General features: G+C 66.1%; 16 protein-coding genes. 4 read left to right on the forward strand and 12 right to left on the reverse strand.

Features of this window, described 5'->3' with window-relative positions:
- Nucleotides 1-62: 62 nt before the first annotated feature.
- Nucleotides 63-800, reverse strand: a complete 738-nt coding sequence (locus E5554_RS20250; RefSeq protein WP_136187882.1) for a TlyA family RNA methyltransferase — start codon at nt 798-800, stop codon at nt 63-65.
- Entirely contained in the window at nt 800-2842 is a 2043-nt protein-coding gene (locus E5554_RS20255) for a protein-disulfide reductase DsbD domain-containing protein (protein WP_136187883.1), read from the reverse strand. The genes E5554_RS20250 and E5554_RS20255 overlap by 1 nt, the downstream gene beginning before the upstream one ends.
- 76 nt (nt 2843-2918) lie before the next feature.
- Here E5554_RS20255 and E5554_RS20260 point away from each other — a divergent pair, with 76 nt between their 5' ends.
- Nucleotides 2919-4598, forward strand: a complete 1680-nt coding sequence (locus E5554_RS20260) for an alkaline phosphatase family protein (RefSeq protein WP_136187884.1) — start codon at nt 2919-2921, stop codon at nt 4596-4598.
- Between the two features lie 37 nt (nt 4599-4635).
- On the opposite strand, the gene epsC is transcribed toward E5554_RS20260, so the two are convergent.
- From epsC to E5554_RS20305, 9 genes are all read right to left on the reverse strand, one after another.
- Entirely contained in the window at nt 4636-5637 is a 1002-nt protein-coding gene (gene epsC / locus E5554_RS20265) for a serine O-acetyltransferase EpsC (RefSeq protein WP_136187885.1), read from the reverse strand.
- 115 nt (nt 5638-5752) lie between these two features.
- Complete coding sequence (locus tag E5554_RS20270) at nt 5753-7087, reverse strand: ATP-binding protein (RefSeq protein WP_136187886.1); 1335 nt, start codon at nt 7085-7087, stop codon at nt 5753-5755.
- Nucleotides 7084-7794 carry a response regulator transcription factor gene (locus E5554_RS20275; RefSeq protein ID WP_004211079.1) on the reverse strand — a complete coding sequence of 237 codons (711 nt, stop codon included), beginning with the start codon at nt 7792-7794 and terminating at the stop codon, nt 7084-7086. The genes E5554_RS20270 and E5554_RS20275 overlap by 4 nt, the downstream gene beginning before the upstream one ends.
- A gap of 194 nt (nt 7795-7988) precedes the next feature.
- Nucleotides 7989-8837, reverse strand: coding sequence for a TorF family putative porin (locus tag E5554_RS20280; protein WP_017500223.1), 849 nt, complete (start codon nt 8835-8837; stop codon nt 7989-7991).
- A gap of 285 nt (nt 8838-9122) precedes the next feature.
- Nucleotides 9123-10619, reverse strand: a complete 1497-nt coding sequence (locus E5554_RS20285; RefSeq protein ID WP_004211076.1) for a SulP family inorganic anion transporter — start codon at nt 10617-10619, stop codon at nt 9123-9125.
- 3 nt (nt 10620-10622) lie between these two features.
- Nucleotides 10623-11321 carry a carbonic anhydrase gene (locus tag E5554_RS20290; protein WP_004211075.1) on the reverse strand — a complete coding sequence of 233 codons (699 nt, stop codon included), beginning with the start codon at nt 11319-11321 and terminating at the stop codon, nt 10623-10625.
- 183 nt (nt 11322-11504) lie between these two features.
- Nucleotides 11505-12215 (reverse strand): response regulator transcription factor, encoded by a 711-nt coding sequence (locus E5554_RS20295; protein WP_004211073.1) that lies wholly within the window; start codon nt 12213-12215, stop codon nt 11505-11507.
- Nucleotides 12215-12652: a hypothetical protein gene (locus E5554_RS20300; RefSeq protein ID WP_004211071.1), complete on the reverse strand. Its 438-nt coding sequence runs from the start codon at nt 12650-12652 to the stop codon at nt 12215-12217. The genes E5554_RS20295 and E5554_RS20300 overlap by 1 nt, the downstream gene beginning before the upstream one ends.
- Before the next feature lie 126 nt (nt 12653-12778).
- Nucleotides 12779-13303, reverse strand: a complete 525-nt coding sequence (locus tag E5554_RS20305; RefSeq protein WP_247594317.1) for a hypothetical protein — start codon at nt 13301-13303, stop codon at nt 12779-12781.
- Nucleotides 13304-13565: 262 nt separating this feature from the next.
- Here E5554_RS20305 and E5554_RS20310 point away from each other — a divergent pair, with 262 nt between their 5' ends.
- From E5554_RS20310 to E5554_RS20320, 3 genes are read left to right on the forward strand one after another with little or no spacing between them, the layout of a single operon-like run.
- A complete protein-coding gene (locus E5554_RS20310) occupies nt 13566-14252 on the forward strand; it encodes a DUF969 domain-containing protein (RefSeq protein WP_136188425.1) in 687 nt (228 codons plus the stop codon).
- Nucleotides 14249-15187, forward strand: a complete 939-nt coding sequence (locus E5554_RS20315; protein ID WP_136187888.1) for a DUF979 domain-containing protein — start codon at nt 14249-14251, stop codon at nt 15185-15187. The genes E5554_RS20310 and E5554_RS20315 overlap by 4 nt, the downstream gene beginning before the upstream one ends.
- The gene (locus E5554_RS20320; protein ID WP_136187889.1) at nt 15184-16173 is read left to right on the forward strand and encodes a DUF2891 domain-containing protein; all 990 of its coding nucleotides are present in this window, start codon (nt 15184-15186) and stop codon (nt 16171-16173) included. Before E5554_RS20315 ends, E5554_RS20320 begins: the two co-directional genes overlap by 4 nt.
- A gap of 8 nt (nt 16174-16181) precedes the next feature.
- On the opposite strand, the gene E5554_RS20325 is transcribed toward E5554_RS20320, so the two are convergent.
- Nucleotides 16182-17357, reverse strand: a complete 1176-nt coding sequence (locus E5554_RS20325; protein ID WP_136187890.1) for a cellulase family glycosylhydrolase — start codon at nt 17355-17357, stop codon at nt 16182-16184.
- Nucleotides 17358-17577: the final 220 nt, after the last annotated feature.

The following is a 17577-nucleotide window of genomic DNA, read 5'->3' on the forward strand; positions in this document are numbered from 1 at the left end:
CGGACACAACCGCATGGAATGTGTCAAAATGTATCGCAGGGCGGGTAACGAAGCTGGCGCGATTATCCGCCAAGCCGCGCGTGAATCAGAAATTCGACATTGCCTTGCGGTCCGGTGATCGGACTGGTCGTGATTCCAAGCACTTCCCAGCCCTTCTCACGGACCCAGGCAGCGACCTCGTCGCAGACGCGCTGGTGGATGGCGGGATCGCGCACCACCCCGCCCTTGCCCACTTCCTCGCGCCCTGCCTCGAACTGCGGCTTGATGAGGGCGACCATCTGCGCGCCGGGCCGGGCGAAGCCGATCGGCTTTTCCAGCACCTTGGCCAGGCTGATGAAGCTGGCATCGCACACGATGATGTCGACCGGCTCGGTTATGTGGGCGTCGGTCAGGATGCGGGCGCTGGTCTGTTCATGGACGATGACGCGATCGTCGGAGCGCAGTTTCCACGCAAGCTGGTTGGTGCCGCTGTCGACGGCATAGACCTTTGCCGCGCCCTTGGTCAGCAGCACGTCGGTAAAGCCGCCGGTCGAGCTGCCGACGTCGATCGCGACGAAGCCAGTGACGTCGATGCCATATTCATCGATCGCATGCGCCAGCTTGATGCCGCCGCGCGAGACCCAGGGATGGTCGCGCCCGCGCACGTCCAGTTCGGCGTCGGCCGCCACCTGCTGTCCCGCCTTCTCCACCTTCTTGTCGCCCATATAGACGAGGCCGGCGAGAATAAGTGCCTGCGCCCGCGCCCGGCTTTCGGCGAGGCCATTGTCGACGAGCAACTGGTCGGCGCGAATCTTGGCCATCAGCGCACCAGTCCGGTGAGGGTCGACGGAGTAAGCAATTGCGGCAATGTCTGGGCCTCCTTGCCCGGTGCGTACCAAAGGTAGAGCGGCACGCCCGAACGGCCCTGCGCTTCGAGGAAGCGGGTAATCGCCGGATCGGCATTGGTCCAGTCGCCCATCATGACGGTGACGCCCGCCTTCTCGAACGCCGCGCGCACCTCCGCCCGCTCGATCGCGGCGGCCTCATTGGCCTTGCAGGTCAGGCACCAGTCGGCGGTGAAATAGAGAAAGACCGGCTTGTTCGCGGCGCGCAGCCCGTCGAGTTTCTCCGCGTCGAAGGCGACGACGTTGCCTTCATCCTGATGTTGGAGGCGAGGGTCGGCATAGGGCACCGAGGCTATGGCAACAACGCAGATCAGGGCAGCGCCAACCAGCCATGTCATGCCGCCCTTTTTTCCGGATCGCTGCCTTTCGCCATAGAATGCCAACGCACCGCCGAACACCAGCACGGCGAAGAAACCAATGCTCAAGCCCTCCAAGCCCCGCTGCCGCCACAACAGCCAAGCAAGGCCCAAGGCTGTCAGGAACATCGGGATCGACAGGATACGCTGCAAGCGGCCCATCCACGCACCAGGACGTGGCAGGCGATTGCGCAAAGCCGGCAGATAAGCGAGCAACAGGAAGGGCAGCGCCAGACCAAGGCCAAGGCCGGCAAAAATCGCCAGTGCCGCGCCCAGGGGCAGCACCAGCGCTGTGCCCATCGCCGCGCCCATGAACGGCCCGGTGCAGGGCGTCGCAACGAAGGCGACCAGCGCGCCGGTCCAGAAGGCACCGGCCGCGCCTTGCTGGCGGGTCAATCGATCGCCACCACCAAAAGCGGGCAGGTCGAACAGACCGGCAAGATTGAGCGCTATGGCCGTCACGAGCAGAAGCAACAGGATGATAATCTCGGGCCGTTGCAACTGGAACGCCCAGCCCAGCGCCGCGCCACCAGCACGAAGTCCGAGCAAAAGACCGCCCAAAGCCAGACAGGCGACGATCACGCCAAGGGTGTAAGCCAGCGCCTCGCGACGCGCCGCCCGCTCGTCGCCGCCCGCCTTGGCCAGGCTCAGTGCCTTCAACCCCAGGATCGGGAAGACGCAGGGCATGACGTTGAGCAGCAGCCCGCCCAATATCGCCCCGCCCAGCGCCAGCAAGATCGTGCCCGCCAGCCCCTTGGACGCGATCGCCGCGACCTCGCCGGGCTTGGCGCTCAGCAGGAAGCCGACATGGTCGCCGGTCCGCAGCACCGCCTGCGCAGCGCCGCCCTTGAAGCCCTCGCCCGCCTCGGTCTCGACCAGCAGCCGGTCGCCATCGCGGCTGACCTTCTGCGCGGCGGCGAAGCGAGCCAGCCCGTCGCTCAACGGGAAGAGGTGAACCTCGCGCGCCTGCGCATCGGCGGGGAACGGCACCGACAGGCGCAGCTTGCCATCGACGATCTGATAGATCGCCTCGCTGCCCAGCGGCCGGGGCAGATGGCCGCGCCAGCCATCGAAGCGCGCCTGCATCGCCGGCACGACCTTGCCATCGCCCGCGACCAGTTCGAGCGCCAGTTCGCCGCTTTCGGGCACGCAGATCTTGTCGGTGCAGGCCAGCCATTCCGCCTTCACCCGGATCGGCAGGCGGGTGCCGGCCGCCACGTCCGGCGCGACGCCCAAATTGGCGAGCACCGCATAGGGGCCTTCATAGACATGGTTCATCAGGCCCGAAATCAGCAGCGTCTCGGGCACCGGATAGCGCAGCGCGCCAATCGTCACGCCCTTGGGCAGCGTCCAGGTCACGGTCATGCCCAGACCCGCATCGCCCGGATTTTCCCAATAGCCGTGCCAGCCCTTTTCCGGCTTCATGGCGAAGGCGATGGTCGTGCCCTTGCCGGGCGCGGGCGCCGCACTTTCGGCCATCAACTGCGCGGCGATATGCGCCGGGCCGCCGCCAAAGGCCGCCTGGGCCTGCACCACGGGAGATGCGATCGACAGCCCCGCCAGCATGGCGAGCGTCACGAATATGACTTGAAAAATCCGCATCGGGCCTCTGGTCGGGTGGATGCAAGGGGGCTAGGTCGCTCCCTATCCGCCGTCAAGGCATGAGAAGGTACCCATAATGTTGAAACACGTCGCCGCTGCCCTGTTGCTCGCCACTGCCATGCCCGTCGTGGCGCAGAGCCCCGCGCCTGCTGCCGCTCCTGCGCCAGCCGCCAGCAGCATTGCCGCGACGCCGCCCAAGCTGATCGTCGCCATCTCGGTCGACCAGTTTTCGGCCGACCTGTTCAGCGAATATCGCCAATATTATACCGGCGGCCTCAAGCGCCTGACCAGCGAAGGCGCGGTCTTCCCGCGCGGCTATCAGAGCCACGCCGCGACCGAGACCTGCCCCGGCCACTCGACCATCCTGACCGGCAGCCGCCCGTCGCGCACCGGCATCATCGCCAATAACTGGTTCGACCTCGACGCCAAGCGCGAGGACAAGAATCTCTATTGCGCCGAGGATGAAAGCCAGCCGGGCAGCAGCAGCGACAAATATGAAGCCTCGCCCCTGCACCTCAAGGTGCCGACGCTGGGCGGCCGGATGAAGGCGGCCAATCCCGCCACCCGCGTCGTGTCGGTCGCTGGCAAGGATCGCGCCGCGATCATGATGGGCGGCGCGACCGCCGATCAGGTCTGGTGGCTCGGCGGGCCGCAGGGCTATGTAAGCTACAAGGGCGTCGCCCCCACCCCGCTCGTCACCCAGGTCAACCAGGCCTTTGCCCAGCGCCTCGCCCAGCCCAACCCCGGCTTCGAACTGCCGGCCCAGTGCGTGTCGAAGGATTTCCCGGTCCAGGCCGGCAACCGCACCGTGGGCACCGGCCGCTTCGCGCGTGACGCGGGCGACTATAAGGGCTTCCGCATTTCGCCCGAGCAGGATGCGATGACCCTCGCCTTCGCCGCCGCTGCGATCGAGAGCATGCAGCTGGGCAAGCAGGCGCAGACCGACATCATCTCGATCGGCCTGTCGGCGACCGACTATGTCGGCCACACCTTCGGCACCGAAGGCACCGAAAGCTGCATCCAGGTCGACCGGCTCGACACCGAACTCGGCGCCTTCTTCGACAAGCTCGACAAGGACGGCATCGACTATGTCGTGGTGCTGACCGCCGACCATGGCGGCCATGACCTGCCCGAACGCCACCGCATGAACGCCATGCCGATGGAACAGCGGGTCGACATGGCACTGACGCCCAAGGCGCTCAACGCCACCATCGCCGAGAAGGCCGGCCTGCCCGGCAAGAAGGTGATCTGGAGCGACGGCCCGTCGGGCGACATCTATTATGACAAGGGCCTGACCGCCGCGCAGCGCGCCAGGGTCGAGACCGAGGCGCTCAAATATCTGCGCGCCCATCCGCAGGTGCAGACCGTCTTCACCAAGGCGGAAATCGCCGCCACCCCCTCGCCCTCGGGTCCGCCCGAAAGCTGGAGCCTGATCCAGGAAGCGCGCGCCAGCTTCTACCCCAGCCGCTCAGGCGACCTGCTGCTGCTGCTCAAGCCACGCGTCATGTCGATCCCCGAACAGGCGGTGATGGGATCGGTCGCCACCCATGGCTCGCCCTGGGATACCGATCGCCGCGTGCCGATCCTGTTCTGGCGCAAGGGCATGCAGCATTTCGAGCAGCCGCTCGGCGTCGAGACGGTGGACATCCTCCCCAGCCTCGCCGCGCTGATCAAGCTGCCCGTGCCCAAGGACCAGATTGACGGCCGCTGCCTCGACCTGGTCGCCGGCAACGGCGACAGCTGCGCCGGGCAATAAGCCCTTGCCGATCCTCCCCCCGTCAAAAGGGGGAGGATCAGATATTCTCGCCGATCCCGTCCGTGCTTTCCAGCAGCGCATGGACGCGATGCGGGGCAGATACCTCGACCCGGCTGGTCACTTCATGCCGGGCCTTGGCCTGGCGCACATTGCTGTCGGCCGGCACGCTCTCGGTCAGCCAGACATTGCCGCCGATGACCGATCGGCTGCCGATGATGATCCGGCCCAGCACTGTCGCGCCGGCATAGATGACGACATCATCCTCGATGATCGGATGGCGCGGCTGCGCCTTTTCGAGCGCGCCCTTCTCGTCCGAGGGGAAGCTGCGCGCGCCCAGCGTCACGCCCTGATAGAGCCGCACCCGATCGCCGACGATCGCCGTCTCGCCGATGACCACGCCGGTGCCATGGTCGATGAAGAAGCCGTGGCCGATGCGTGCGCCGGGATGGATGTCGATGCCGGTATGGGAATGGGCGATCTCGGAAATGATCCGCGCCACCAGCGGCGCGCCCAGTTCATAGAGGCGATGCGCCAGTCGATGATGGATGATCGCCAGCATCGATGGGTAGCAGATCAGCACCTCGTCCACGCTGCGCGCGGCCGGATCGCCCAGGAAGGCCGCCTCGACATCGCTGTCGAGCAGGGTGCGCAGCGCCGGCAGGCTGCGCGCGAACTCGCCGATGATCCGCGCCGCCGCCGCGTCGACTGCGGCAATCGGATCGTCCTTCATCGCATAGATGAGTTCGAGCCTGATCTGGCCATAGAGGCGGCTGAGCACGGTCTGCAGCGTCTCGGCGACATAGGCGTCCTCATTATGCAGTCGCACGAAGCTCGGCCCCAGCCGCAGCGGGAACAGCGCGCCGCACAGCGCACCGGTGATCTTCACCAGATTGGCGCGAGACGGGAATCCTTCGGCGCCATATTCGGCATGATGCTGCTGTTCCTGCCGCCAGCGACTGCGCGCGGCGGCCAGGTCCGTGACCAGCCGGTCCAGATCCCAATAGCCCACGCCTTCACCCTGCATATCGCCGTCCGCCATTCCCTGCGCCTCTTGTCCGATGGGCAACCGGAATAACCCGCGTCTGCACGCCAGGATAAACGAGTTTTGCTTGGGGGTCGCGAGATTCTCTTTGCCGAACGCGCCGGGAGGCCGATCAGACCTTGGCTTCCGGCCTGTTCAGATAGAGGCAGATTTCGACGCGCAGCCCGCCCTCGGGTCGGTTGGCCAGCGTCAGGCGACCGCCCTCCTGCTCCACCGTCTTGGCGACGATGGCCAGGCCCAGCCCCATGCCGCGCGTGTTGCGCTGACGCGCCGTATCGAGCCGGTGGAAGGGTTTCAGCACTTCCTCCAGCCGGTCGCGCGGAATGCCGGGGCCATCATCGTCGACGCGGATCAGCACCTCATTATCGTGCCGCGCCACGCTGACCCGCGCACGCACCCCATAATGGAGCGCATTCTCGATCAGGTTGCGCACGGCGCGGCGCAGCGACAGCGGGCGAACCTCCATCTCCAGATGATCCGGCCCGTCATAGATCACATCGTCGCCATGATCCTGGAAGGCGTCGACCACCGTCGCGATCGTGACCGCCAAGTCGATCCGCACCGCCGGCTCGGGATTCTTCTCGCCGCCCAGAAAGGCCAGCACGGACTCGATCATCTCGCCCATCTCGGCCAGATCCTCGCCCATCGCCTCGCGGATTTCGGGGTCGTCCACCGCTTCCAGCCGCAATTGCAGCCGGGCGAGCGGCGTGCGCATGTCATGACCGACCGCCGCCAGCGTCTCGGTCCGCTCGTTGATCAGGCGATGGATGCGGGTCTGCATCGCGTTGAAGGCGCGGATCAGGTTGCGCACATCATTGGTGCCCGCTTCCGCCACCGCCACCTGTTGGGCCAGGCCGATCCGCTTGGTCGCATGCGTGAGGTCGCGCAGCGGCGCCAGGGTCCGCCGGATCAGCACGCCGCCCGCAATCAGCAGCGCCAGCACGGGGATCAGCGCCAGGCCGAAGCGGCCGAAGGTGAAGGCCCATTTGCCGCCACTATGGTGCATGCCGAAATAGAGCCAGCTGCCGTCCGCCAGCTGCAGCCCGCCATTGATCTGCGAGGAACGGCCGGGCGAATTGAGCCGCAGCCACAGCCGCGATTCATGCAGGCTGGGTTCCCAGTCGACGATCTGCTGCCGCATCCGCGCCAGTTCGGGCGACAGCGGCGGCGGCGGCGGCGCGGCCAGCGTCCAGTGGATATCATAGCGGTCGGTGGTCAGTTGCGCGCTGACCCCGCCGCGCTGGCTGACCGGCGCCTTGGCCACCAGCTTGCGCGCGATCACCAGATGCTCGGCCAGGCGGCGCGCCTCGTCATCCTGCAAAGACAAATGGCTGGCGCGCTCATAGATGAGCGTGCCGACCACGAATTCCAGCAGGACGGTCAGCAGCAATATGCCGAAGATGCGGCCGACCAGCCCGAGCGACCGGCTGAACCGCTGTCGTCTCAAGCGCGCGCGACTTCCGCGTTGAACATGTAGCCGACGCCGCGCACCGTGGTGATCGGCGCTGGCCGGTCCTCGGTCGACAGCTTGCGGCGCAGGCGGCTGACCAGCACGTCGATGCTGCGGTCGCTGCTATCACCCATGCGGGTACGCGACAATTCGATCAGCCGCTCGCGCGCGATCACCCGCTGCGGATGGCTGAGGAAGCTGCCCAGCAGGTCGAATTCGGCGCCGGTCAGGTCGACGATCGCACCAGTCGGCGACCGCAGTTCACGACGCGGGAAGTTGACGATCCAGCCGTCGAAGCGCGCTTCATTCTCGCGCTGCTCGTCCGGGCCACGCTCCACGCCGACGCGGCGCAGGATGGCGCGGATACGGGCGATCAGTTCGCGCGTGCCAAAGGGCTTTGGCAGATAATCGTCGGCGCCCAATTCCAGCCCGACGATACGGTCGGTCTCGCTGCCCTTGGCGCTGATGAAGATGATGGGCACGTCGCTCTTGCGACGGATCTGGCGGCACAGGTCGATGCCGTTGGTGCCGGGCAGCATGACGTCCAGAACGACCAGGTCGACCGGGCCGGCATCGAAGGCCACCCACATTTCCGGGCCGGACGAGGCCGGACGGACCTGATAGCCATGTTCCTGCAACGCGCGCGCCGTCAGCGTGCGGAGCGGCGGATCGTCTTCGACAAGGATGATCGAGGGGGCGGTCATGCGCGGAGCAACATCAGGCTGTTCATGATGTTGGGAGATAAGCAGCGACCGGTGGAGGGTCAACCGCAGCTTGCTGCCGAAACAGTTGACGGGGGCCACAGCAACAATTTGTCACGCCGGCGACAGCTCGGCACAAGATAAGGCCCGGAAATACAGCAGATCGGGCCCGCGCGAACGGGCCCGATCCGTAAAGATCAGAAAGCGGCCGAGATCGAGAAGACGACCGTGCTGCGTGCGATCGACTTGCCGAAATTGTCGCCGTCCGCGACCTGGAAGTTGGGACGCAGATAATTTTCCTCGACGCGGGCAATGTCGGTGTCGACATAGGCGATGCTCAGCGTGAGCGGCGTGCCCGGCACGGCCAGGTCGGCTCCGACCAGCCAGTCGAGATATTTGCCGGTCGGCGCGACCGACGTGCCGTTCGGGCCCAGGCCGCTATTGCCGTTCGACCAGCCCAGATGCGCCTTCAGGCTAACCGGGGTGTTCGGGATCGCACCGCTGACATCGCCCCAGATGTAGAAATTATCTTCCTTGTCACCCGGATCATAGACGGTGCAAGCCGCGTCGCTGCACCACTTGCCCAGCGCTTCCTGCTTGGGGGCATAGGCCACGCCGAGCAGACCCTTGACCGGGCCGACCTGGCTCGACAGCTTCACATAGGGCTCGGCGAAGTCGGTCTTGTCGGCGCCCGACGGGTACATGTACCAGGTCAGGCCGAGGTCCAGCGTCGCGCCGCTGTCACCCAGAGGAATGGCATAGCCTGCGAACAGGTCCAGTTCCATGTTGGCGCCGCCGAAGGTGCCCCAGCCCGACAGGTTGGAACCCCAGGTGCCGACATAGACGCCGCTTTCATGGGTTGCGGTCAGGCCACCCTGGATCGCCATGCCGCGATCGGACTGCGAAACACCACGGAAGCGATAATCGGAAACCAGGCCGACGCTGCCGGTCACGGTGACCGGGCCTGCGGGTTCTTCCTGGGCGAAGGCCGGCGCACTCGACATCAGAGCCAGAGCGGCACAAGCGATTTGATACTTCATGAACATTCCCCTTTTACGAAAGAATGTTCCGTCCTGCATCCGCGGCCCGAAGATCTGTTGGAATATCGTCTTCCGTACCGGCGGATGACTACTCGACTATTCTCGCCAGCCCTCGGCGCAAACCTCTATCTTCGCATCTGCACAAGGGAAGAGGGGCGCTGTGATATAGCGATCACGGTTCTTTTCCAAAGACCGTTCATATTGTTTCTATTCGATGTCCAAATTGCGTCTGAACATGAAAAAGCCGCCGCATCCGGGGATGCGGCGGCTTTTCTATCATGCAGGCTCGTGTCAGGCGACGAGCTGGCGCATCCGTCCGGTCGCGCCGAACAGCTCCACCTTGGCGCCCGCGCCGGTGCGGCGATCGGCCCATTCGCGCACCATTTCGGCGCAGGTATGGTCGATATGGGTCAGGCGCTCGACATTGAGGATGACCAGTTGTCCCGCCGGCACCGATTCCAGCTTGGCCGACAGCTTGGGCAGGCTCAGGAAGCTCGCCGTGCCGTGCAGCGCCACTTCATGCGCATCGCCGCGGCTGGCTTCCTCGACGCCCAGACGCAGGCGGCTGGCATGGGGGATCAGTTCGATCAGCGACAGGCCGATGCCCACCAGCACGCCGGTCAGCAGGTCGGTCGCGACAACGCAGATCAGCGTCGCGGCCCACACGATCGCCGGCAGCGGACCATAGAGGTGGAACAGATGCTTGACGTGCGACAGGCTGACCAGGCGGAAGCCGGTCACGACCAGAATGCCGGCCAGCGCCGCCATCGGCACTTCGCGCAGCAGCCAGGGCAGCAGGGCGACGAAGCCCAGGATCCAGGCGCCGTGCAGGATCGCCGACAGGCGGGTCTTGGCGCCGGCCTGGACGTTGGCGGACGAACGGACGATGACGCCAGTCATCGGCAGCGCGCCAGCCACGCCGCAGAGCAGGTTGCCCACGCCCTGCGCGCTCAGTTCGCGGTTGTAATTGGTGCGCACGCCATCATGCATGCGGTCGACCGCCGCGGCCGACAGCAAAGTCTCGGCACTGGCGATGAAGGCGATGGCAATGGCGGTGGTGATGATGGTCGGGCTCATCAGCTGCGCCAGCAGGCCCTGTTCGGGCAGGCTGATCGCAGACAGGATCGATTCCGGCACCACAACACGGGCGACCGGCAGGCCGAGCGCGAAGGCGACCAGCGTCGCGGCGACAACGCCGACCAGCGCCCCCGGCACCAGCTTCATCGATGCAGGACGGAACTTCTCCCAGCCCAGCATCGCGCCGATGGTGACCAGGCCGACAGCGAAAGCGGTGGCTGCGTCCTGATTGGTCAGGCCCAATATCTGGCCCGGCATCGCGATCAGATTGTGCAGGCCGCTCGACAGCGGCTTGTCATCGAACAGCACATGGAACTGGCCGACGACGATCAGCACGCCGATGCCCGCCAGCATGCCATGCACGACCGCCGGCGAAATGGCGCGGAACCAGCCGCCGACCTTCAGCAGGCCGGCGACGATCTGGATCGCGCCTGCCAGGATCAGGATGGGGCCAAGGGCCGACAGCCCCTGTTCCCGCACGATTTCGAAGACGATGACCGCAAGACCGGCCGCCGGACCGCTGACCTGCAGCGGCGAACCCGCCAGCAGGCCGACGACCAGGCCGCCGATGATGCCGGTGATCAGGCCTTTTTCCGGCGGCACGCCGGAGGCAATGGCGATGCCCATGCACAGCGGCATGGCCACCAGGAACACGACGATCGACGCCGTGAAGTCGCGGCTGAACGTGCCGCCGGAAAAGGCCTTCAACATGATTTACTCCGCAGCTTGTGCGATGAGCGATTCGCCGGCCAGGCGACGCCCATGCGGCAGCGCCACGGGCAGCTTCTGCCCTTCGCGCAGCACCGAGAAACGACCGGTTTCGCCGTCCAGGCCCAGGACCTGACCGGCATGGATGTCGACATACCAGCCATGCAGGGCGATCTCGCCGCGGGCGATGCCCGACGCGACCGACGGATGGGTGCGCAGGTGCGACAGCTGTACGACGACATTTTCCAGCGCCATGTTGCGCAGCTTTTCGGCGGCATCCAGGTCGGCAGGATAGGATTCGCGGCACAGCTTCTGCGCGGCATGGCTGTGGCGCAGCCAGGCGGCGACATTGGGCATGCCGGTCAGATCGGCGTCGGTGGCCAGCGCCTTCATCGCGCCGCAGTCGCTGTGACCGCACACGATGATGTCGCGCACGCCCAGCACCATCACGGCATATTCCACCGTGGCGGTCACGCCGCCCAGCTGGCTGTCATGCGGCGGCACGATGTTGCCGGCGTTGCGGCAGACGAACAGGTCGCCCGGCTGGGCCTGCATGATGTGCTCGGGAACGATGCGCGAGTCGGCGCAGGAGATCATCAGCGCCTTGGGGCTCTGACCATGGCTGGCCAACTGATTGTAGAGCGTGCTTTCGTTCGGGAAGACCTTGGTCTCGAAACTGAATACACGACCGATAAGCTCGTTCATGGCTTTCATCCTCTTATTGCTATTGCGTTGCCGGTCAGGGGGCGGACCGGCCTAGCTTGCAAAATACGCAGCAGATTTTGCTGCGGCGCAGCGGAATTGTTAAAAATCATGTCTGGGATGCAAAGCGCCCGACAGGCGCGCCAAATGGCGGAAAACCGCCATCAGCGCGCCTTTTCGAGGGGGTCAGCGCCGGTCGACGACCGCGCTGAACATGTATCCGACGCCACGAACAGTCACGATCGCGGCGGGCCGCCCCTCATGGGACAGCTTGCGCCGCAACCGGCTGATCAGCACGTCGACACTGCGGTCGGACGAGGGCGCGTCGCGCACGCCCGCCAGTTCCATCAGCCGCGCACGGGCAATCACCGCCTGGGCATGATCCAGCAACACGGCGAGCAGCGAAAATTCCGCTGCCGTCAGTTCGACCAGCGCGCCGGCCGGGTCGGTCACTTCGCGCCGGGCGAAATCGACCACCCAGTCGTCGAAGCGCGCCTGAGTCTGGCGCCGCAGGCCCAGCGCCCGTTCGCTCCGCCCGCGCCGCAGCACGGCGCGCAGACGCGCCGCCAGTTCGCGGGTCGAATAGGGTTTGGCCATGTAATCGTCGGCGCCCAGCTCCAGGCCGACCACCCGGTCCACCTCGCTGCTGTCGGCGCCGACCAGAATGATCGGCACGTCGCTACGCTCACGCACGTCGCGGCACAGGTCCATGCCGTCCGGCCCGCGCAGTCCTGCATCCAGCACGACCGCGCCGACCGGCATCCGGTCCATGGCACTGAATATATCGCTCGACGAGGCCGCAGGCAGAGCGCGAAACCCGCTCTGCTCCAGGAATTCGCGCACCTTGTGCCGCAAATCCTGCTGCGTCTCGGCGACCAGTATCAGCGGTGGACTCATCAGCCCTTCACGGTCAGCGCGCGTACGCTGTCCAGTTCATTCACCAGCACGGCACGGTCCTGCTGCGCGACCGACACGGCCTCGGCATTGCGGGCGCTGGCATAGCGGGCGACCTCGGCGTCCACCTGGCTGCGGGCGGCGGCGCAGGTGCCGGCATAGCTGCCCGACAGCGGGGCGAAGCGATGGACCGCCTTGCCGAAGGCCGGCACCGACTGGCCCTGGGCCGCGACGGCGCGGTCAACGCGCACATCGGCCTGCCAGCGGCAGACCGGGATGGCGTTGCGATTGCCGAAGCGCGGCTCGACCTGGGTGAAGCGCACCGACGATGCGGTGTGATAGCTGGCCGTATAGGCCTGGGCGCCGTGGGTCAGTTCAGCGCTGTGGATCGGGGTGGAGGAAGCGGCGAGCGCCGCGACACTGGCAAGGATCGGCAACATGGGTGGCTTCCCTTCGAAACAGACAATATCCAGCAATAAGCGGGATCCTTCCGACGGGTTTAGGCAAGGAGAATGTCTCCCCAATATGCCGAACGTTACAAATTATTGCTGTGTCGCAGCATGCCGTCAAGCGACCCTTGCGATCACCGGGCTGGCCTGAAGCGGCCGCGCCGCCCCCGACAGGGCCTCGATCAGCCCGGAAAGCCACAGCGCATCGGCCACGGCGCGGTGCCGCGCGCTATGCAGCGCATCGGCATGGGCCATGGCCGCCGCGATCCGCGGCTCGTCCGCGCCCCATTCATCCAGCAACAATGAGACATGATCGATCGCGAACGGCGCCACCACGGCCTGCGTATCGGCCAGCGTCTGCAGCCAATATTGGTCGATCACGCTGTCGGCGACCACGCGGCAGCCGGCCACCGCCGCCGCCAGTTGCGCCAGCACCACGTCCGCCGGCTCGCCCTCCGCCTCGATCCGGGCGCGCGACAGGCCGTGCAGCGCCTCAGCTTCGGCGGTCCAGTCCCAGCCGGCCCAGGCTGCATGCGGTCGAATGATCCAGCTGCGGGCAATGCCGCCGCCCGCTATGCCCACTTCGATCGGGAAGGACCGTCCGTGCCGGGGCAGGCACGACGCCTCGAAATCGATCGCCATGATGGTCAAAGGCTCTCTCCGAATAATTCCACGTCCGCCCCATTTTTGGGTCTGGCCGTCCACGTCTGATACGCCCCTGTCTCCTCCAACTATGTCAGGCCGATGTCATTGGCCATCAGGATTTTCGGAAAAGATGCGAACCGACGGTCCGGTGCGACCGGTGCGACCATCGCACCGGATTTCAACCGCCTATGGCCAGCGGCCTGCATTGCCGCTACCCCATGGCGATGACGGACGGACGACTGCGGGACGCGAACGACTGATGTGGGTGTTGCTGGGCATCGCCCTGATCGTCGCGGGCTTCGTGCTGCGCTTCAATCCGCTGCTGGTGATCCTCGCCTCGGCCATCGCCACCGGCCTTGCCGCCGGGCTCGATCCGCTCACCATCCTCGCCGCCTTCGGCAAGGCGTTCAACGACTCGCGCTATGTCTCGGTCGTCTGGGTGGTGCTGCCGGTGATCGGCCTGCTCGAAGCGCATGGGCTTCAGGAACGGGCACGCGGGCTCATCGACCGGATGCGCGGCGCCACCACCGGCCGCTTCCTCCTATTCTATCTGGTCGCGCGCCAGATTTCCGCCGCCATGGGCCTGATCTCGGTTGCCGGCCATGCCCAGACCGTGCGCCCGCTGGTCGCCCCGATCGCCGAAGCCGCGGCCGAGAAACAGGCCGGCGCGCTCGATGAGGAGCAGCGCGACGAGATCAAGGCCTGGGCCGCCGCAACCGACAATGTCGGTGTCTTCTTTGGCGAGGATATCTTCCTCGCCATCGGGTCGATCCTGCTGATCAAGGGACTGCTGGAGCAATATGGCATCCTCCTTGAACCGCTCCAGCTCTCGGTCTGGGCGATCCCGACTGCGATCGCCGCGCTGCTGATCCACGGTTTTCGCCTGTGGCGGCTCGACCGCCGGCTGAACGCGCAGGGTGCCAAGGAAGCGGAGCACATGGCATGATCACCCTCCACTGGGTCTATGCGCTGATGGGCGCGGTGTTCGCCGGCTATGCCCTGCTCGGCGCCGCCGACCGCAGCAATCCGCGCCGCTTCACCACCGCCGCCTTCTGGGCCCTGCTGGCGCTCAGCATGTGGGCGGGCGACCGGATCGGCGACATCGGCAATGGCGTCCTCGTCCTCGGCCTCGTCGCGATTGCCGGCTTCAAGGGGCTGGGGCGCGGCAGCGGCGGCGTGCCGCTGGCGGAGCGGCAGGCGCGGGCCGACCGCCATGGCAATGGCCTGTTCGCCATCGCCCTGGTCATCCCCGTCACCGCGCTCGCCGGCACCTTCCTGTTCAAGGCGTTCCCCGCCTGGATCGATCCCAAACAGACCACCCTCATCTCGCTGGCGCTGGGCGTCCTGATCGCGCTCGCCATCGGCTGCACCTGGCTGCGCGCCCGGCCGATCGTCGCCCTGCAACAGGGGCGGCAATTGATGGACTCGGTCGGCTGGGTCGGCATCCTGCCGCAAATGCTCGCCAGCCTCGGCGCGGTGTTCGCGCTGGCCGGCGTTGGCGATGTCGTCGGCGGCATCGTCCGCCTCGCCATTCCCGATGGCAGCCTGCTCGGCGCGGTGATCGCCTATGGCCTGGGCATGGCGCTCTTCACCATCGTCATGGGCAATGCCTTTGCCGCCTTCCCGGTGATGACCGCCGCGATCGGCATTCCGCTACTGATCCACCACTATCATGGCGATCCGGCGATCATCTGCGCAATCGGCATGCTGGCGGGCTTCTGCGGCACACTGCTGACCCCGATGGCCGCCAATTTCAACCTCCTCCCCGCCGCGCTGCTGCAGCTCAAGGATGAATATGGCGTGATCCGCCGCCAGGTCGGCACCGCCCTCCCCCTGCTCTGCGTCAACATCCTCCTGATCTATTGGCTGGCTTTCCGATGACCCGACTGACCCAAGATATTGCCGATCGCTTCGCTGCGCTGACCCTCTCTCATCTGGGGCGGCAATATCCCTACAAGATGGACCTGACCTATCAGGGACCGGAGGATGCGCGCATCCCGGCCGACCATCATCCGATCTTCCATGGCAGCTATGACTGGCATAGCTGCGTCCATGGCTGGTGGCAGGTGATGCGCCTGCGCCGCCTCTATCCCGCCATGGCCCAGGCCGATGCCATCCGCGCCCGCGCCGACGCGATGCTTGTGCCGGACAAGGTCGCGGGCGAACGCGCCTTCCTCACCCGCCCGACCGCCGGCGGGTTCGAACGGCCCTATGGCTGGGCCTGGCTGCTCGCGCTCCATGCCGAACTCGCCCGGCAGGACGGTCCCTGGGCCGCCGCGATCGAGCCGCTGGCGCTGGACTTCGCCGCGCGCTTCCATGCCTTCCTGCCGAAAATGACCTATCCGCTGCGCGTCGGCACCCATTTCAACAGCAGCTTCGCGCTGATCCACGCCCATGGCTGGGCCAAGGACCGCGATCCCGCGCTCCAGGCCCTGATCCGCGAGCGCGCCCTGGCCTGGTTCGGCCAGGACCGCGCCTGCCAGGCCTGGGAACCGGGCGGCGACGAGTTTCTCTCCTCGGCGCTCACCGAAGCGCTGCTGATGAGCCGGCTGCTCGCGCGCGATGAATTTGCCGACTGGTTCGGCGCCTTCCTGCCCGATCTTCTGACCGGCCAGCCGGCCACCCTGTTCACCCCGGCCACCGTATCGGACCGCAGCGACGGCAAGATCGCCCATCTCGACGGCCTGAACCTCAGCCGTGCCTGGTGCTGGCGCGGCATCGCCGCCGCGCTGGGCGCCGACGCGCCGATCGCACCGATTGCCGAGCAGGCGGCCATCGCCCATCTCGACGCCGCGCTCCCCCACATAGCCGGTGACTATATGGGGGAACATTGGCTGGCCAGCTTCGCCCTGCTGGCGCTGGAGTAACCCCAGCCTCAGGGCATGTTGGCGAGCAGCAGCTTCATATGTGCCGTCGGCGTGGTCGTGCGCGACTGGAGACGGAACATATAGTCATAGGCCCACCAGGCGCCGCCGCCCCAGGCGGTCCAGCCCAGCACAGCCGAAGACGTCTTCAGACGGCGCAGCATGTCGGGATATTCCTTCGCGCATTGCGGCTGGCCCGACGCGGCGATCTCGCCGAAGAACAGCTTCACCTTGTATTTCTCGGCCCAGGTCAGCGCGGCATTCACGCGCTGGCCTGCCTTGACCTCGCACTTGTCGGTGGTGCCGGTCGACCAGGCATCCAGATATTGATGCACTTCAAAGGCGTAATTCTTGCCGGGATCGACGAACTTCACCGCCTGCGCGGCATTGCCCGAACTCACCCAATTATGCGCCCCGGTCCAGGCCGTGCCGGGGATCAGCAGCTTGTTGCTGATCTTCTGGGCGCGGATATCCTTGGTCACCTGCCCGGCAATGGCCCACCATTGCGCCGCCGTCTGGCGATTGGGCTCGTTCATCAGGCCGATCCAGACCTTGGGGTTGGACCGATAATCCTCCATGATCTTGACCCAGGCATTGGTCAGCGCCGTCGTCGCCAGCGTGCCGCTGCCGACCAGGGCCGCAGAGCCGTTCACCTGGCGCGCACCATAATTATGCATGTCCAGGATCACCGTCAGGCCGAGCGCATTGGCCTGGGTCACCACCGACTTCAGCGCCTTGCGATCGACCTCCGACAAGGGGCCGTAGAGATTGGGCTGCAACCGTTCCCAGCGGAACGGCACGCGCAGCAGCTTGAAGCCCTGCGCCGCATAGCTGCGCATTTCCGCCGTGCTGGGATAGATATAGTTGGTGCCCAGCTTGCCGCCGGCGCCGCCAAATTCGCCGCCGGAAATATTGATCCCCGGCAGAACCTTGGACGTGCCGGTCGCCGTAGCCGCCGGCACGGCGGCCGCTGCCGCCGCAGCATAGGCCTGCGCCGCCGTCGTCGTCGGCACCGTCGTGCTGGCGCCAGTGCTGGCGGCTGACGCAGAACTGGCCGATGACGGGATGGTGATCACCCGTGCGTCCGGCGCATCCGCCTCGCCCCCCGATAGTGTAACGGCCGCAAGAACACCCGTCGCGGCCAGCGCAACCACAGCGGCGGCAACGCCGCCCCCCATCTTCTTCATGAATTGCCTACCCTGTCAGACCCAAAAGGAGGCGGGCCCTTAGCTAGCCTAGTTAGACAATGTCTTCACCCGGTTGCGGGATTTGGTTAAGCCTCCGACAGGCTGTTCCAATAATGCGCCATACGGGTTTTTCCTTAGGCAAAACTCCCGATCCGCCAGGGAAAACGGGGGCAGACCATTATTCCCATGACCGCAAAATCAAGCCGGCCCATTTGACCCG

It is taken from the genome of Sphingobium sp. PAMC28499, from assembly GCF_004795815.1.
GTDB classification, from domain to species: domain Bacteria; phylum Pseudomonadota; class Alphaproteobacteria; order Sphingomonadales; family Sphingomonadaceae; genus Sphingobium; species Sphingobium yanoikuyae.

Coding starts and splice junctions, on each gene's coding strand:
- E5554_RS20250 (WP_136187882.1), bottom strand. CDS start 800: ATGGCCAAGATTCGCGCCGACCAGTTGCTCGTCGACAATGGCCTCGCC.
- E5554_RS20255 (WP_136187883.1), bottom strand. CDS start 2,842: ATGCGGATTTTTCAAGTCATATTCGTGACGCTCGCCATGCTGGCGGGG.
- E5554_RS20260 (WP_136187884.1), top strand. CDS start 2,919: ATGTTGAAACACGTCGCCGCTGCCCTGTTGCTCGCCACTGCCATGCCC.
- epsC (WP_136187885.1), bottom strand. CDS start 5,637: ATGGCGGACGGCGATATGCAGGGTGAAGGCGTGGGCTATTGGGATCTG.
- E5554_RS20275 (WP_004211079.1), bottom strand. CDS start 7,794: ATGACCGCCCCCTCGATCATCCTTGTCGAAGACGATCCGCCGCTCCGC.
- E5554_RS20280 (WP_017500223.1), bottom strand. CDS start 8,837: ATGTTCATGAAGTATCAAATCGCTTGTGCCGCTCTGGCTCTGATGTCG.
- E5554_RS20285 (WP_004211076.1), bottom strand. CDS start 10,619: ATGTTGAAGGCCTTTTCCGGCGGCACGTTCAGCCGCGACTTCACGGCG.
- E5554_RS20290 (WP_004211075.1), bottom strand. CDS start 11,321: ATGAACGAGCTTATCGGTCGTGTATTCAGTTTCGAGACCAAGGTCTTC.
- E5554_RS20295 (WP_004211073.1), bottom strand. CDS start 12,215: ATGAGTCCACCGCTGATACTGGTCGCCGAGACGCAGCAGGATTTGCGG.
- E5554_RS20300 (WP_004211071.1), bottom strand. CDS start 12,652: ATGTTGCCGATCCTTGCCAGTGTCGCGGCGCTCGCCGCTTCCTCCACC.
- E5554_RS20305 (WP_247594317.1), bottom strand. CDS start 13,303: ATGGCGATCGATTTCGAGGCGTCGTGCCTGCCCCGGCACGGACGGTCC.
- E5554_RS20310 (WP_136188425.1), top strand. CDS start 13,566: ATGTGGGTGTTGCTGGGCATCGCCCTGATCGTCGCGGGCTTCGTGCTG.
- E5554_RS20315 (WP_136187888.1), top strand. CDS start 14,249: ATGATCACCCTCCACTGGGTCTATGCGCTGATGGGCGCGGTGTTCGCC.
- E5554_RS20320 (WP_136187889.1), top strand. CDS start 15,184: ATGACCCGACTGACCCAAGATATTGCCGATCGCTTCGCTGCGCTGACC.
- E5554_RS20325 (WP_136187890.1), bottom strand. CDS start 17,357: ATGAAGAAGATGGGGGGCGGCGTTGCCGCCGCTGTGGTTGCGCTGGCC.